Origin of the sequence: Streptomyces sp. NPDC001890 (assembly GCF_042891445.1) — a bacterium.
In the GTDB taxonomy this organism is placed as follows: Bacteria; Actinomycetota; Actinomycetes; order Streptomycetales; family Streptomycetaceae; genus Streptomyces.
In genome coordinates this window covers 279729-293612 of the sequence record NZ_JBIATE010000003.1, presented here as the reverse complement: position 1 = coordinate 293612, position 13884 = coordinate 279729, and the positions used below count along the sequence as shown (strand labels likewise).

Annotated in this window: 16 protein-coding genes; 5 read left to right on the top strand and 11 right to left on the bottom strand. The window is 69.1% G+C overall.

Translation table 11 applies throughout. The features are described from left to right. The first annotated feature begins 25 nt into the window (after positions 1–25). Entirely contained in the window at positions 26–517 is a 492-nt protein-coding gene (locus ACFYY1_RS12650; protein WP_388583907.1) for an LURP-one-related/scramblase family protein, read from the top strand. A gap of 50 nt (positions 518–567) precedes the next feature. On the opposite strand, the gene ACFYY1_RS12645 is transcribed toward ACFYY1_RS12650, so the two are convergent. Further along, positions 568–1359: a carbon-nitrogen family hydrolase gene (locus ACFYY1_RS12645; protein ID WP_388583905.1), complete on the bottom strand. Its 792-nt coding sequence runs from the start codon at positions 1357–1359 to the stop codon at positions 568–570. A gap of 192 nt (positions 1360–1551) precedes the next feature. Here ACFYY1_RS12645 and ACFYY1_RS12640 point away from each other — a divergent pair, with 192 nt between their 5' ends. Beyond that, on the top strand, positions 1552–2376 hold the full coding sequence (locus ACFYY1_RS12640) for a maleylpyruvate isomerase family mycothiol-dependent enzyme (RefSeq protein WP_388583902.1): 825 nt from the start codon (positions 1552–1554) through the stop codon (positions 2374–2376). A gap of 95 nt (positions 2377–2471) precedes the next feature. Here the strand turns inward: ACFYY1_RS12640 and ACFYY1_RS12635 are convergent, their stop codons facing one another. Together ACFYY1_RS12635 and ACFYY1_RS12630 are read right to left on the bottom strand one after the other, a co-directional pair. After that, positions 2472–3782, bottom strand: coding sequence for a nitrate/nitrite transporter (locus tag ACFYY1_RS12635; RefSeq protein WP_388583899.1), 1311 nt, complete (start codon positions 3780–3782; stop codon positions 2472–2474). Further along, on the bottom strand, positions 3779–4474 hold the full coding sequence (locus tag ACFYY1_RS12630) for a GntR family transcriptional regulator (protein ID WP_388583897.1): 696 nt from the start codon (positions 4472–4474) through the stop codon (positions 3779–3781). Before ACFYY1_RS12630 ends, ACFYY1_RS12635 begins: the two co-directional genes overlap by 4 nt. Positions 4475–4666: 192 nt before the next feature. On the opposite strand from ACFYY1_RS12630, the gene ACFYY1_RS12625 reads away from it, so the two are divergent. Continuing rightward, entirely contained in the window at positions 4667–5566 is a 900-nt protein-coding gene (locus tag ACFYY1_RS12625; protein ID WP_388583895.1) for a D-alanyl-D-alanine carboxypeptidase family protein, read from the top strand. Positions 5567–5643: 77 nt separating this feature from the next. Here ACFYY1_RS12625 and ACFYY1_RS12620 read toward each other — a convergent pair whose 3' ends face one another. The 5 genes from ACFYY1_RS12620 to ACFYY1_RS12600 all read right to left on the bottom strand — a co-directional run bounded on the left by ACFYY1_RS12620 (position 5644) and on the right by ACFYY1_RS12600 (position 8472). Continuing rightward, positions 5644–6078, bottom strand: a complete 435-nt coding sequence (locus ACFYY1_RS12620) for a VOC family protein (protein ID WP_388583892.1) — start codon at positions 6076–6078, stop codon at positions 5644–5646. Between the two features lie 95 nt (positions 6079–6173). Beyond that, positions 6174–6770, bottom strand: a complete 597-nt coding sequence (locus tag ACFYY1_RS12615; RefSeq protein WP_388583889.1) for a hypothetical protein — start codon at positions 6768–6770, stop codon at positions 6174–6176. Between the two features lie 93 nt (positions 6771–6863). Further along, on the bottom strand, positions 6864–7319 hold the full coding sequence (locus ACFYY1_RS12610) for a GNAT family N-acetyltransferase (RefSeq protein WP_388583886.1): 456 nt from the start codon (positions 7317–7319) through the stop codon (positions 6864–6866). Positions 7320–7402: 83 nt separating this feature from the next. Next, positions 7403–7588, bottom strand: a complete 186-nt coding sequence (locus tag ACFYY1_RS12605; RefSeq protein WP_388583883.1) for a DUF397 domain-containing protein — start codon at positions 7586–7588, stop codon at positions 7403–7405. Beyond that, positions 7585–8472: a DUF5753 domain-containing protein gene (locus ACFYY1_RS12600; RefSeq protein WP_388583880.1), complete on the bottom strand. Its 888-nt coding sequence runs from the start codon at positions 8470–8472 to the stop codon at positions 7585–7587. Before ACFYY1_RS12600 ends, ACFYY1_RS12605 begins: the two co-directional genes overlap by 4 nt. A 242-nt stretch (positions 8473–8714) precedes the next feature. On the opposite strand from ACFYY1_RS12600, the gene ACFYY1_RS12595 reads away from it, so the two are divergent. Continuing rightward, positions 8715–9209, top strand: coding sequence for an ATP-binding protein (locus tag ACFYY1_RS12595; protein WP_388583877.1), 495 nt, complete (start codon positions 8715–8717; stop codon positions 9207–9209). Here ACFYY1_RS12595 and ACFYY1_RS12590 read toward each other — a convergent pair. The 3 genes from ACFYY1_RS12590 to pdhA are packed head-to-tail and all read right to left on the bottom strand — an operon-like array spanning position 9196 to position 12807. Beyond that, a complete protein-coding gene (locus ACFYY1_RS12590) occupies positions 9196–10632 on the bottom strand; it encodes a dihydrolipoamide acetyltransferase family protein (protein ID WP_388583874.1) in 1437 nt (478 codons plus the stop codon). The genes ACFYY1_RS12595 and ACFYY1_RS12590 overlap by 14 nt on opposite strands. Positions 10633–10642: 10 nt before the next feature. Beyond that, positions 10643–11623 (bottom strand): alpha-ketoacid dehydrogenase subunit beta, encoded by a 981-nt coding sequence (locus ACFYY1_RS12585; RefSeq protein ID WP_388583871.1) that lies wholly within the window; start codon positions 11621–11623, stop codon positions 10643–10645. A 2-nt stretch (positions 11624–11625) separates the two neighbouring features. Further along, the gene (gene pdhA, locus ACFYY1_RS12580; RefSeq protein ID WP_351254019.1) at positions 11626–12807 is read right to left on the bottom strand and encodes a pyruvate dehydrogenase (acetyl-transferring) E1 component subunit alpha; all 1182 of its coding nucleotides are present in this window, start codon (positions 12805–12807) and stop codon (positions 11626–11628) included. A gap of 340 nt (positions 12808–13147) precedes the next feature. On the opposite strand from pdhA, the gene ACFYY1_RS12575 reads away from it, so the two are divergent. Continuing rightward, positions 13148–13807 (top strand): response regulator, encoded by a 660-nt coding sequence (locus tag ACFYY1_RS12575; RefSeq protein ID WP_388584688.1) that lies wholly within the window; start codon positions 13148–13150, stop codon positions 13805–13807. Positions 13808–13884: the final 77 nt, after the last annotated feature.

Here is a 13884-nt window from a genome sequence, read left to right as displayed (position 1 = left end):
AGGTGCCTCGGGGAACCTGTGAGCCATGAGATTCCTGGTACGTGAACGGCTCTTCGCCGTCGGTGACGACTACTGGATCGAGGACGTGGACGGCCGCAAGGTGTTCCTCGTCGACGGCAAGGCCATGCGGGTGCGGGACACCTTCGAGCTGAAGGACGCGCAGGGCCGGATCCTGGTCGAGATCCGGCAGAAGCTGCTCAGCCTGCGCGACACGATGCTCATCGAGCGGGACGGCGAGCAGCTCGCCAGGATCAAGCGCAAGCGGCTGTCGCTGCTGCGCAACCACTACCGGGTCACGCTGATCGACGGCACCGAACTCGACGTCAGCGGCAAGATCCTGGACCGTGAGTTCGCCATCGACTACGACGGGGAGCTGCTGGCCCAGATCTCCCGGCGCCGGCTGACCGTCCGGGACACCTACGGCATCGACGTCGTACGGGAGGACGCCGACGCGGCGCTGCTCATCGCCGTATCGGTCTGCGTCATCGTGCTCGCGGAAAAGGAGCACGAGGACTGAGGCCCCACGAGGCTGAGCGCCGTTTCACGTGAAACAGCGCTCAACGCACCCTAAGCGGGCGGGTTCAGCCCCAGACGGCGGTCCTTGAGGGCCGGGAACTGCTCACGGGTCTCCGCCACCCTCGCCGGGTCGAACTCCACGTCGAGCACCTCCTCGCCCGCGCCCGCCTCCGCGAGCACCTCGCCCCACGGGTCGACGACGATGCTGTGTCCGGCCTGCTCGACCCCGGCATGGGTGCCCGCGGTGGCGACGGCCAGGACGTACGACTGGTTCTCGACCGCGCGGGCCTGGGCCAGCAGCGTCCAGTGGGCGCGGCGCCGCTCGGGCCAGCCCGCCGCGACGATCAGCGTCTGGGCGCCCGCGTCGACCAGGCCGCGGAACATCTCCGGGAAGCGCAGGTCGTAACAGGTGGCGAGGCCGAGGGTGGTCTGCGGCAGGTCGACCGTGACCAGTTCCTCGCCGGCGCCCATCATGACCGCCTCGCCCTTGTCGAAGCCGAAGCGGTGGATCTTGCGGTACGCGGCGGCCCGCTCGCCCTCGGGCGTGAAGACGAGCGAGGTGTTGTAGAGGGTGCCGTCGGCGGCGCGCTCGACGAAGGAGCCCGCGTGCAGCCAGACCCCGGCGTCGGCAGCGGCCTTCGCCATGATGTCGTGGGTGGGCCCCTGAAGCGGTTCGGCCTCGTCCTCGAAGGCGGCGTATGCGAAGGCGCCGACCGGCCAGAGCTCGGGAAGGACCACCAGATCCGCGCTGCGCCGACCCGCGACCAGCGAAGCCGCGCGTTGCCTGCGGGATTCGACGGATTCGTCCGGGTCTACTGCGATCTGGATGAGGGAGGCGCGCACACTACCACCGTCCTGGCATTCGAGCCGTCAACACGGGCCTACGATCGTCACACGAAAGCACTGCCGGGGTGCCTGCTCGCAGCGTAACTTAGCGATCGAACCTCCCACGCAGACCGCCGCCCGCAGAACGCCGCCCGCGCCCGCCGCCCAGCTTCTCCAGCCCATGCACCGCAGAACCGCACGAGGGGTCCCGTGACCGTCCATCCCAGCCTCCAGACCTACGCCGATGCCTGGACCCACTCCATCGAGTCGATAGCCGAGCTGGTGAAGCCGCTCGCCGAGGGAGAGTGGAACCGCCGTACGCCGTGCCCCGCCTGGTCGGTGCGTGACATCGTCTCGCACGTCATCGGCATGGAGTGCGAGCAGCTCGGCGACCCGCGCCCGATCCACACGCTGCCCCGCGACCTCTACCACGTACAGAGCGACTTCGCCCGCTACATGGAGATGCAGGTCGATGTGCGGCGGCACCACACCGCGCCGGAGATGACCTCCGAGCTGGAGTACACGATCATTCGCCGGGCGCGTCAGCTGCGCAACGAGTCCCGCGCCCCCGAGACCATGGTCCGCGCGCCGCTCGGCGCCGAGCAGACCCTCGAACTGGCGCTGCGGATGCGCGTCTTCGACGTCTGGGTGCACGAGCAGGACCTGCGCACGACGCTGGGCCGGCCCGGCAATCTGGACTCCCCCGGCGCGACCGTCGTACGCGACACCCTGCTGGAGGCGCTGCCGAAGGTGGTCGCCAAGGACGCCGGAGCGCCGGCCAATTCGGCGATCGTGCTCGATGTGCACGGGCCGCTGGAGTTCCTGCGCACCGTCAGGGTGGACGCGGAGGGCCGCGGTTCGGTGGACGGTTCGCCGTCGCTCGGCCCCGCGGTGACACTGGCGATGGACTGGGAGACGTACTACCGCCTCGCCTGCGGGCGGGTGCGCGCGGCCGCGGTCGCCGAGCAGATCAAGGTCGAGGGCGACCAGGACCTGGCGACGGCGATCCTGCAGAACTTCGCCGTGACGCCGTGACCGCGTGACGCCCTGACCGGCGGCGCCCGTCGCAGGTGAGGACGGGCGCACCGCCGGTCCGGCGCGAGCAGCGGCCAGCGGTCAGCGGTCAGCGGTCAGACCGGGACGTGCACGGCCTCCACCCGGCTGACCACGTGGTGCTCCCGCTCGCGGTGCGTGGCCCTGGAGTGCAGCCGCAGGATCTGCACGACGCCGAGCGCCTCCAGCACGAAGACCGAGGCGAACGCGATCCGGTAGTTGTCGCCGGTGGCGTCCAGCAGCACACCGACAGCGAACAGCGTGGTCATCGAGGCGATGAAGCCGCCCATGTTGACGATGCCCGAGGCGGTGCCCTGGCGCTCCGGCGGATTGGCCGGGCGGGCGAAGTCGAAGCCGATCATCGAGGCCGGACCGCACGCGCCGAGCACCACGCACAGCACGATCAGCAGCCACATGGGCGCGTGGTCGCCCGGGTAGAAGATGACCGACGCCCAGAGCAGCGCCGTCATCGCGACCGTACCGAGGGCCAGCGGGGCACGGGCCGCGTGGTGGCGGGCGATGATCTGCCCGTAGACCATCCCGAACGCCATGTTGGAGAGCACCACCAGGGTGAGCAGCTCACCGGCGGTGGACCGGCTGAGCCCCTGCGCCTCCACCAGGAACGGCAGCCCCCACAGCAGCAGGAACACCATGGCCGGGAACTGCGTGGTGAAGTGCACCCACATACCGAGCCGGGTGCCGGGCTCCCGCCAGGCCGCGGCGATCTGCTTGCGCACATAGGCGGCGCCCGCGTGCTCCGCGGGCGGCGGCTCATGGCCCTCGGGGTGGTCCTTCAGGAACAGCAGCAGCAGGACGAGGACGACGACCCCGGCGACGGAGCTGCCGACGAACGTGGTGGTCCAGCCGAATCCGTGCAGGGCCCGCGCGATGAAAAGCGTCGAGACGAGGTTGCCCGCCATCCCGAAAAGCGCGGCGACCTGACCGATCAGCGGACCGCGCCGGGCCGGGAACCAGCGGGCGCCGAGCCGCAGCACGCTGATGAACGTCATCGCGTCACCGCAGCCGAGCAGCGCCCTGGACGCCAGCGCCATGCCGTACGAGGGGGAGAGCGCGAAGCCGAGCTGTCCGAGGGTGAACAGGACGGCCCCCAGGGTGAGGACCTTCTTGGTGCCGAGCCGGTCGACCATCAGGCCGACGGGTATCTGCATGCCCGCGTACACGAGCAGCTGGAGGATGGAGAACGTGGAGAGCGCGGAGGCGTTGACGTCGAACCGGTCGGCGGCGTCGAGCCCGGCGACGCCCAGGCTGGTACGGAAGATGATGGCGACGAAGTAGACGGCGACGCCGATGCCCCAGACCCACGCGGCACGCCGGCCGCCGGGTGGATCGCCGGGCAGTGACAGGGTGGGAGCGGCGGCAGAACTCACCGGTCCTCACCCCTGACCAGCACCTTGACCCGGCCGACATGGCGCCGTACGACCTGCGCGGCACCGTCCGCGTCCCCGGCCCTGATCGCGTCCAGCAGCTCACCGTGCTCGGTGATGTTGGCGGCGATCCTCCCCGGGTGCGCCTCCATCACGGCGACGCCCATCCGCAACTGCCGGTCGCGCAGCTGGTCGTAGAGGCGCGAGAGGATGTCGTTGCCCGCGTTGCGCACGATCTCGGCGTGGAAGCAGCGGTCCTTCACGGACACCGCCGCCAGGTCCCCGGCCTCGGCCAGCTGCCGCTGCTCCTCCAGGAGTTCTTCGAGCCGGCCGATCAGCTGCGCGGAGGCGGGCACGGCCTTGCGGGCCGCGAACTCCTCGACCAGCAGCCGGGTCTCCACCACATCGGCGATCTCCTGCGCGGAGACGGCGAGCACGAGGGCGCCCTTCTTCGGGTACAGCTTGATCAGCCCCTCGACCTCCAGCCGCAGCAGCGCCTCGCGCACGGGCGTACGGGAGACCCCGACGGCCTCCGCGAGGTCACCTTCGGTCAGGAGCGTGCCGCCCTCGTAACGGCGGTCCAGGACCGCCTCCTTGATGTGGGCGTACACACGCTCGGCGGCGGGCGGCTGCTTGACGGGGGACTTCACGGACGACTTCGCGACAGGCTTCACGGCTGGGGGTGCGGCAGGCATGCGCACAGCATAGATACAAGATGCGTACATGACGAAACCGTCCCGGCATCCGGACGACCCCCCCTGGCCGGAATCACCCGTAGCCCCGAAATTGCCCCAGGAATCGGTACATCCATCCCCCGCTCCCATGAGTCTCACCACCGAGCGGCACCTTCATGTGGCCGCATTCCAGGGGCATTTGGAGCATTTACGTTGAAAATCGGCATTAAGGGCATTAGCCGCGTCACCGCCACTGCCACCGTGGCGCTGACGGCCGGCGCCGTCATCGCGGGCGGCGCGTTCGCCTCCACCGCGCAGGCCGCCACGCTGCCCAACCCCAAGATCACCGCCGCGGGCGGTTACACGATGAACAACGGCACGGCGAAGTCCCTGTTCGCCAAGGCCGCGGACACGCGCCGTTCCACCGGCTCCACCACCAAGATCATGACGGCCAAGGTGGTGCTGTCGCAGAAGAACCTGAACCTGGATTCCAAGGTCACGATCCAGAAGGCGTACAGCGACTACATCGTCTCCAAGGGCGCCTCCTCGGCCCGCCTCATCGTGGGCGACAAGGTCACCGTCCGCCAGCTGCTGTACGGCCTGATGCTGCCGTCCGGCTGCGACGCCGCCTACGCGCTGGCCGACAAGTTCGGCTCCGGCACCACCCGCGCGGCCCGCGTGAAGTCGTTCATCGGCAAGATGAACGCCCAGGCCAAGACCCTCGGGCTGAAGAACACCCACTTCGACTCGTTCGACGGCATAGGGAATGGCTCCAACTACTCGACGCCGCGCGACCTGACCAAGCTCGCCAGCAGCGCCATGAAGAGCTCCACCTTCCGCACCGTCGTCAAGACCAAGTCGACCAAGCAGAAGGTCACCACGAAGTCCGGCGGCTACCGCTACATGTCGTGGTCCAACACCAACACCATGCTCAGCAGCTACAGCGGTGCCATCGGCATCAAGACCGGCTCCGGCCCGACGGCCAAGTACTGCCTGGTCTTCGCCGCGACCCGCGGCAGCAAGACGATCGTCGGCACGGTGCTCGCCTCCACCAACGCGACCAACCGCACCGCCGACATGAAGAAGATCATGGACTACTCCTTCAAGAAGTAGCCCACGCGCTCCACGGCAGCACACGCAAAGAGGGGGCCCGCATCACGCGGGCCCCCTCTCGCCGTACCGGAGAGTGCTCAGTCGAGGCAGAACTCGTTGCCCTCGACGTCCTGCATGTTGATGCACGACTCGTTCTCCTCGTCGGCGTACAGCACCTTCGTGCACACCGCGCCGAGCGCCACCAGCCGATCGCGTTCGGCCTCAAGCACGGCCAGCCGCTCCGCACCCACGAGCCCGGTGCCGGCCCGCACATCGATGTGCACCCGGTTCTTGGCGGTCTTGCCCTCGGGAACGCGCTGGAAGTACAGGCGCGGCCCCTCCCCCGTGGGATCGGAGCACGCGAACCACGCCCCCCGCGCCTCGGCCGGCAACGATTCGTTGTAGGCGTCCCAGGTGTCGAACCCCTCCGGCGGCGCGGGTGCGACATACCCCAGCACCTCGCACCAGAAACGGGCGACGCGCTCGGGGTCCGCGCAGTCGAAAGTGATCTGGATCTTCCTCACCGATGCCATTCGGCCACCCTAACAGCGGTCCTTCGCCTGCCAGTTCCTATTTTTTGGGCCCGAGATTCCGAGCGCCGTTCCAGACGCTGACGGCGTCTCCCCGCTCAGCGAAGACCGCGCTTCTCGCGTTCGGCTTCGGTCAGCTCCTCCATCAGTTCCTCCGGGTCCACCGCGTACTCGGTGTCGGCGAGGGCGTCGTAGTCCCGGGTGCTCAGTGGCAGGCCGAGCTCGCCGAGCTCGGCGGCCAGCTGCGTGAACGCGATTCGCTCGTCGGGCTCGTCCTGGTAGCTTGCCCGCTCGGCGGCGACCCCCTCGGTCAGGGTGCGGCCGACCAGGCCCCAGAAGCTGAACTCGGTGTCCAGCTCCATGAGGTGCCAGGCACGATCCGCGGGTTCGTCGGGGTGCAGCCAGTAGCCGAGCCACCCCTTGCCGCCCTTCGCCACGAGCTTGACGTACCTGGCCATCTCCGCGGCTGCGGCGTTGACGGCCTGCATCTCCGGGTCCGCGAGTTCCTCTTCGCTCAGATAGCTGGTGTCCAGGAGCGGGTGGACCTCTCCCGCCTCGAAGAAGTCGAGGTCGAGAAGGCGGGTGAACTCGGTGCGGCCTTCCCACTGCGCCACCAGCAGCACGCGCAGATCGTCGGGGATCGGGCGGCCGTCCAGGCGCTCGCGGGAAAACTCCGCGAGCCGTTCGTCGTACATGCGCCCTCTCCAGAGGTCGAAGCGAGATCCTCGCGTCAACGTAACAACGGTGTCCGACAGGAGGCTGCGCGCGTCGGCGCCGCAGACGGCGGACTAGGTTGCCGCCGCATAACACCGGACGGTCACCCTCTGCTCCGAGCTCCACTGCTGTTCGACCGTGGCCAGCAGCTGCCAGCCGAGCCGCTCGTACAGAGCTGCTGCCGCGGTGTCCGAAGCCAGCACGTCGAGCACCGGATGCAAGCCGCGCTCCTGCGCTTCTGCGGCAGCCTGCCCCATCAGCAGCGCACCGATCCCGTGGCCGCGGGCCCACGGAGCGACGAACAGGCGGTTGACCACGGCGGTCGCGTCGGTGCTCACCCCTGCGCGAGCGCTCCACAGTCCGGGAGCCGCGTCTCCCGCACCGCTCCGGGACAGGCCGACATGACCGGACACGCGGCCGTCCAGCTCCGCCACCCATGAGGCGATGAGCGAGGGCGGTGTGAGCCATGCACCCGGGGAGTCGGGCCAGTTCACCGGATAGCCGTCGCGCTCATGGACCTCTGCCAGCACCCGCGCGCAGTCACCGAGGTCGCGATCAGTCCGCTGTCGGACACGCTCTCGCTCTTCACTGCGGCGTGGAAACACGGGCCGGGTCAGTCCGACGACCGGACCAGCCCGGCCCGGAAGGCGTCCCAGGCGGCGGGGCCGAGAACGATGACGGGGCCGTCGGGCTGCTTGGAGTCGCGGACGGCGACGGTACGGGGGACGTTGCGGGCCACTTCGACGCACTCGCCGTTCGGCTCGCTGTAGCTGGACTTTCTGAAGCGGAACTCGGTCACTCGTTCATCCCCTTGGCAATGCTCTCCATGGCCCGCAGCGAGTCGTACGGTGACAGGCTCATGGCACAGGTGCGCGCGAACAACTCAGTGTAGGCGGCGCTCTCTTCGGCCCCCTCGACCCAGTTGGTGGACCGCAGTCCGTCCATGTGCACCACATCCAGAGCGCCGGACTCCACAAACGACAGGATGTTGAAAGGCCCGCCGCCGCACGAGTGCACCCCCGCCCTGAACGGAAGCACCTGCACGTCGATATTGGGCATCTCGGCCAGTGAGCGCAGATGCTCAAGCTGTTGCCGCATGACCTGCGGACCGCCAATCATCTGTCGCAGTGCCGCCTCCCAGATCACCGCGTGAACCCGCAGCGGGTTGTCGCCATGCAGGCGCCGCTGGCGGCGTACTCGCACGTCGACCAGACGCTCGACCTCGTCGATCCGGTCGGGCGAGACGGCCGCGACCGAGAGGGCCCTCATGTACTCGGGTGTCTGAAACAAGCCTGGGATCAGAGCGAGTTGCCATGTACGCAGCCTGAGTGCCACATCCTCCATGGCGATGTACTCGCGCAGGCTCCCCTGCGTCAGCGAGGTGACCCACCAGCCCTTTGCCCTCCGCCGTTCCCGGTCCAACTTGGCCAGTCGAAGCAGAGCATCCACCGTGTCCGGACTGTCAACTCCGTACGCCGCGCACAGCGCCACGACGTCCGGGTCCCGGAACGGGACCCAGCCATGTTCCATCTTGGCAATCTTGGACGCCTGAGCACTGAGTGCCTGCGCGGCCTGCGTCTGGTTCAGTCCGGCGGCTTCTCTGAAGCTCAGCAGCTGACTGCCCAATTGACGTGCAAGGACCGTGGACACACGGTTCCCCATGTCTGCGCGCGGCTTCGCCACAGCTCGACACCTCCTGTTGTCGGAAACAGTCTCCAACTGGCGGGCAGCACCTCACAATCACCCTGATGGGGAAAATTATCTCCGAGATGTTGTGTGACACAGTTCGAATCGCTACGTTCGGCGCACAGCCGCTCGCACAGCGGAGCCGAATCCGGCGGAAGTGCACCGCCCTGCCTCGCGCCGGAACCGGCGCCCCGCAGGCGCGGCATCGCCACCGCCCCCTCACCGAGAGGCACGCGCCCATGACCGCAGCCGAACAGATCTCCGTACCCGAACCCGTCCTCCACGAGGACCGGCTCGACTTCGCCCCCACCGCTCGCAGCGTCTCCTTCGCCCGGCACCGCACCGCGCGGCTCGTACGGGAGTGGGGGTATCCGGGGCTGGCCGGCGACGCGGCGTTGCTGGTCAGCGAGTTGGCGACCAATGCGTTACTGCACGGCGCCATCCGGGGGCGGCTCTTCCGCGTGCACCTCACGCTCAGCGCGGCCACGCTCCGTATCGCGGTCAGTGACCCTCGCGGTGAGCGGCTGCCGGTCCTGCGCAAGGCCGGGGACGACGAGTGTTACGGGCGGGGGCTCGTCATCGTCGCGCGGATCGCGGACCACTGGGGCGTCGAGCCGCGCACCATTGGGAAGACCGTGTTCGCCGAACTCGCCCTGCGGCAGAAGCCGGACATGCCGATGGGCCCGCGCGGAAGACTTCGCGCGGGCCCATCTCGTACAGCTACGCCCAGGTGATCAGGCGCTTCGGCTGTTCCAGGATCGCGGCGACGTCCGCCAGGACCTTGGAGCCGAGTTCGCCGTCGACCAGGCGGTGGTCGAACGACAGGGCCAGCGTGGTGACCTGACGGGGCTTCACCTTGCCCTTGTGGACCCACGGCTGGAGCTTGATCGCGCCGACCGCGAGGATCGCGGACTCGCCCGGGTTCAGGATCGGGGTGCCCGTGTCGACGCCGAAGACGCCGACGTTGGTGATGGTCACCGTGCCGCCCGCCATCGCGGCCGGGGACGTCTTGCCCTCGCGGGCCGTGGAGACCAGTTCGCCCAGGGACGCGGCCAGTTGCGGGAGCGTCTGCTCGTGCGCGTCCTTGATGTTCGGGACGATCAGTCCGCGCGGGGTCGCGGCGGCGATGCCCAGGTTGACGTAGTGCTTCTGCACGATCTCCTGGTTCGCCTCGTCCCAGGCGGCATTGACCTCCGGGTTCCGCTTGATCGCGACCAGGAGGGCCTTGGCGATGATCAGGAGCGGGTTGACCCGCACCCCCGCCATGTCCTTGTCCTCCTTGAGCTCCGCCACCAGCTTCATCGTGCGCGTCACGTCGACGGTGACGAACTCGGTGACGTGCGGAGCCGTGAACGCGCTGCCCACCATCGCCTGGGCGATGGCCTTCCGTACGCCCTTGACCGGGATCCGGGTCTCGCGGGCGCCCACCGTGGTGACCACGGCCGGAGCCGGGGCCTCGGGAGCGGGGGCGGTCGCCACCGGAGCGGCGATCGGCGCGGGGGCCTGTGCCGGTACGGGCTTGGCCGCCGCGTGCACGTCCTCGCGGGTGATGATGCCGCCCTCGCCGGTCGGGACGACCGTCGCCAGGTCGATGCCCAGGTCCTTGGCCAGCTTGCGGACCGGCGGCTTGGCCAGCGGCCGGCTCTCCGGGACGACGACGACGGCGGCGGCGTGGCCGTTCATCTCGCTCTGGATCGCGGAGGCGGCCGGGGCGGAAGCAGCCGACGCGGCGGCGGCCGTGCCCTTGCGGGCCCGTCGCTTGGTCGAGCTCTCGGAGACGCCGTACCCGACCAGGACCGGCTGGCGGCCCTTCGGAGCCTCGGGCTCCGGTTCGGGCTGGGCAGCCGGGGCGGGCTCGGCCGCCGGGGTCGCGTCGCCGCTGCCCGGGGCCACGTCCACCGCGATGATCACCTGGCCGACGTCGACCGTCGTGCCCTCGGGGAAGCGCAGCTCGTGCACCACGCCGTCGAACGGGATCGGCAGCTCCACGGCCGCCTTCGCCGTCTCGACCTCGCAGACGACCTGGCCGTCGGTGACGGTGTCGCCGGGCTGGACGTACCACTTGAGGATCTCGGCCTCGGTCAGTCCCTCGCCCACGTCGGGCATCTTGAACTCACGGAAACGAGCAGCGTTGGAAGTGTCGGTCATCGTTGTCACGTCCCAGTCCTCAGTACGCCAGCGAGCGGTCGACGGCGTCGAGCACACGGTCGAGACCCGGCAGGTACTCGTCCTCCAGCCGCGCCGGCGGGTACGGGGCGTGGTAGCCGCCGACCCGCAGCACCGGTGCTTCCAGGTGGTAGAAGCAGCGCTCGGTGATCCGGGCGGCGATCTCGGCCCCGGAGCCGTAGAACACCGGCGCCTCGTGGACCACCACGAGCCGGCCGGTCTTCTCCACCGAGGTCTGGATGGCGTCGAAGTCGATCGGGGCCATCGAGCGCAGGTCCAGGACCTCGATCGACTTGCCCTCCTCCTCGGCGGCCGCGGCCGCCTCCAGGCAGACCTTCACCATCGGGCCGTACGCGACGAGCGTGAGGTCGGTGCCGGTGCGGGCCACCGAGGCCTTGTGCAGCGGGCCCGGGATGGCGTCGGTCTGGACCTCGCCCTTGTCCCAGTAACGCCGCTTGGGCTCGAAGAAGATGACCGGGTCGTCGCTCTGGACGGCCTGCTGCATCATCCAGTACGCGTCGCTCGCGTTCGACGGCGAGACCACCTTCAGCCCGGCGACGTGCGCGAACAGGGCCTCGGGCGACTCGCTGTGGTGCTCGACCGCGCCGATGCCGCCGCCGTACGGGATACGGACGACGACCGGGAGCTTGATCTTGCCGAGCGCACGGGCGTGCATCTTGGCGAGCTGGGTGACGATCTGGTCGTACGCGGGGAAGACGAAGCCGTCGAACTGGATCTCCACGACGGGCCGGTAACCGCGCAGGGCCAGGCCGATCGCCGTACCGACGATGCCGGACTCGGCGAGCGGGGTGTCGATCACCCGGTCCTCGCCGAAGTCCTTCTGGAGCCCGTCGGTGATCCGGAAGACCCCGCCCAGCTTTCCGACGTCCTCACCCATGATGAGGACCTTGGGGTCGGTGTCGAGGGCCTTGCGCAGCGACTCGTTGAGAGCCTTCGCGATGGACATCTTTTCCATGGCCATGGCTACTTGCCCTCCTCGGCGGTGTCTGCGAACGATGCCTGGTAGGCGGCGAACTGGGCGCGCTCCTCGTCGACGAGCGGGTTTCCGTCCGCGTAGGCGTGGTCGAAGATCGCCATCGGGTCCGGGTCGGGCATCGCCCGCACCACCTCGCGGACCCGCTTGCCGAGGGCCTCGCTCTCCTCGTCCAGCGCGGTGAAGAACGCCTCGTCGGCGGCGCCCTCCTTCTCCAGGTACGTGCGCAGCCGCAGGATCGGGTCCTTGGCCTCCCAGGCGGCCCGCTCCTCGTCGGCCCGGTACTTCGTCGGGTCGTCGGAGGTGGTGTGCGCGCCCATCCGGTAGGTGAACGCCTCCACGAGGGTGGGCCCTTCACCCCTGCGGGCCCGCTCCAGCGCCGACCTGGTCACGGCCAGGCAGGCAAGCACGTCGTTGCCGTCGACCCGGACGCCGGGGAAGCCGAAGCCCTGCGCGCGCTGGTAGAGCGGGACGCGGGTCTGCTTCTCGGTCGGCTCGGAGATCGCCCACTGGTTGTTCTGGCAGAAGAAGACGACCGGGGCGTTGTAGACCGCGGAGAAGGTGAAGGACTCGGCGACGTCTCCCTGGCTGGAGGCGCCGTCACCGAAGTACGCGATCACGGCCGAGTCCGCGCCGTCCTTGGCGACGCCCATGGCGTAGCCGGTGGCGTGCAGGGTCTGCGAGCCGATGACGATCGTGTACAGGTGGAAGTTGTTGGTGTTCGGGTCCCAGCCGCCGTGGTTCACGCCGCGGAACATTCCGAGCAGATTGGTCGGGTCGACGCCCCGGCACCAGGCGACGCCGTGCTCCCGGTAGGTCGGGAAGACGTAGTCGTCGTCGCGCAGGGCCCGGCCGGAGCCGATCTGCGCGGCCTCCTGGCCGAGCAGCGAGGCCCACAGGCCCAGCTCGCCCTGGCGCTGGAGGGCGGTGGCCTCGGCGTCGAAGCGGCGGGTCAGGACCATGTCCCGGTACAGACCGCGCAGCTCTTCGGCGGTCAGGTCGATCGAGTAGTCCGGGTGCTCCAGGCGCTCGCCCTCGGGCGTCAGCAGCTGTACGAGCTCGGGCTCGGAACTCTGCGGCGTCTTCGCGGACGTCTTCGCGGTCGTTTTCACGGCGCTGGTCCGCTTGCTGCTGCGTCGCGGTTTGCGCGCGGCAGTGCTCTCCACGGTCACGTGCGTGCTCCTCCGTCGGTCCGGCCCCCGGGGTCTGCCGGGAAGCCAGTGCGGCTCGCCTGTGTCCGTACCCGTGCACGGGGTGGGTGCCGCTCGGTCCGGGAACAGGCGTGACAGGTGCCCCGGCGAGCGCCCTGCCGAAAGCACGTTACCCAGTACGCCGCATAACTGCGAAACCCTATCTGACCTGCGATTTTGCTTGGATTTCCAAGTAAATCGAAAAAGTCGGGAACTCTCGCTGGTCACAGCACTGGTAACAGCCTCGCAGGCCGCCGGAACAACGGCACGTTATCCCGCCGTTCGGCGGCAGGGAAGAGGTGAGTGTGTGAGACTGCGTTTTGTGCGCGAACAAGGAAAAATCACCGTTTTTCTGTTGGATGACCATGAAGTCGTGCGACGCGGAGTCCACGAGTTGCTCTCGTCCGAGGACGACATCGAGATCGTCGGTGAGGCCGGCACCGCGGCGGACGCGCTGGTCCGCATCCCCGCGACGCGGCCCGATGTGGCGGTGCTCGACGTACGGCTGCCGGACGGCAGCGGGGTGGAGGTCTGCCGGGAGGTCCGCTCGGCGGACGAGAACATCAAGTGCCTGATGCTCACCTCGTACGCCGACGACGAGGCACTGTTCGACGCGATCATGGCGGGCGCGTCGGGATATGTGCTGAAGGCGATCCGGGGCAGCGAACTGCTGAACGCGGTACGTGACGTGGCCGCCGGGAAGTCGCTGCTGGACCCGGTGGCGACCGCGCGGGTGCTGGAGCGGCTGCGCGACGGCAAGAAGGGCCGGGGCGAGGACAAGCTCGCCGGCCTCACCGAGCAGGAACGCAAGATCCTCGACCTGATCGGGGAGGGGCTGACGAACCGGGTGATCGGCGAGCGGCTGCACCTCGCCGAGAAGACGATCAAGAATTACGTCTCCAGTCTGCTCTCCAAGCTGGGCATGGAGCGGCGCTCGCAGGCCGCCGCGTACGTGGCCAGGATCCAGGCGGAGAAGCGCTGAGAGGCACTGAGAGGCGAGAGGCGCTGAGAGATGCCGAGAGGTGCTGAGAGGCACCAGGGGGTGCCGGGAAGCGGGTG

Excerpts from the sequence above, each read along its gene's own strand:
- ACFYY1_RS12595 (WP_388583877.1), top strand. The coding sequence starts at position 8,715 with ATGACCGCAGCCGAACAGATCTCCGTACCCGAACCCGTCCTCCACGAG.
- ACFYY1_RS12620 (WP_388583892.1), bottom strand. The coding sequence starts at position 6,078 with ATGGCATCGGTGAGGAAGATCCAGATCACTTTCGACTGCGCGGACCCC.
- ACFYY1_RS12615 (WP_388583889.1), bottom strand. The coding sequence starts at position 6,770 with ATGTACGACGAACGGCTCGCGGAGTTTTCCCGCGAGCGCCTGGACGGC.
- ACFYY1_RS12650 (WP_388583907.1), top strand. The coding sequence starts at position 26 with ATGAGATTCCTGGTACGTGAACGGCTCTTCGCCGTCGGTGACGACTAC.
- ACFYY1_RS12630 (WP_388583897.1), bottom strand. The coding sequence starts at position 4,474 with ATGCCTGCCGCACCCCCAGCCGTGAAGCCTGTCGCGAAGTCGTCCGTG.
- ACFYY1_RS12585 (WP_388583871.1), bottom strand. The coding sequence starts at position 11,623 with ATGGCCATGGAAAAGATGTCCATCGCGAAGGCTCTCAACGAGTCGCTG.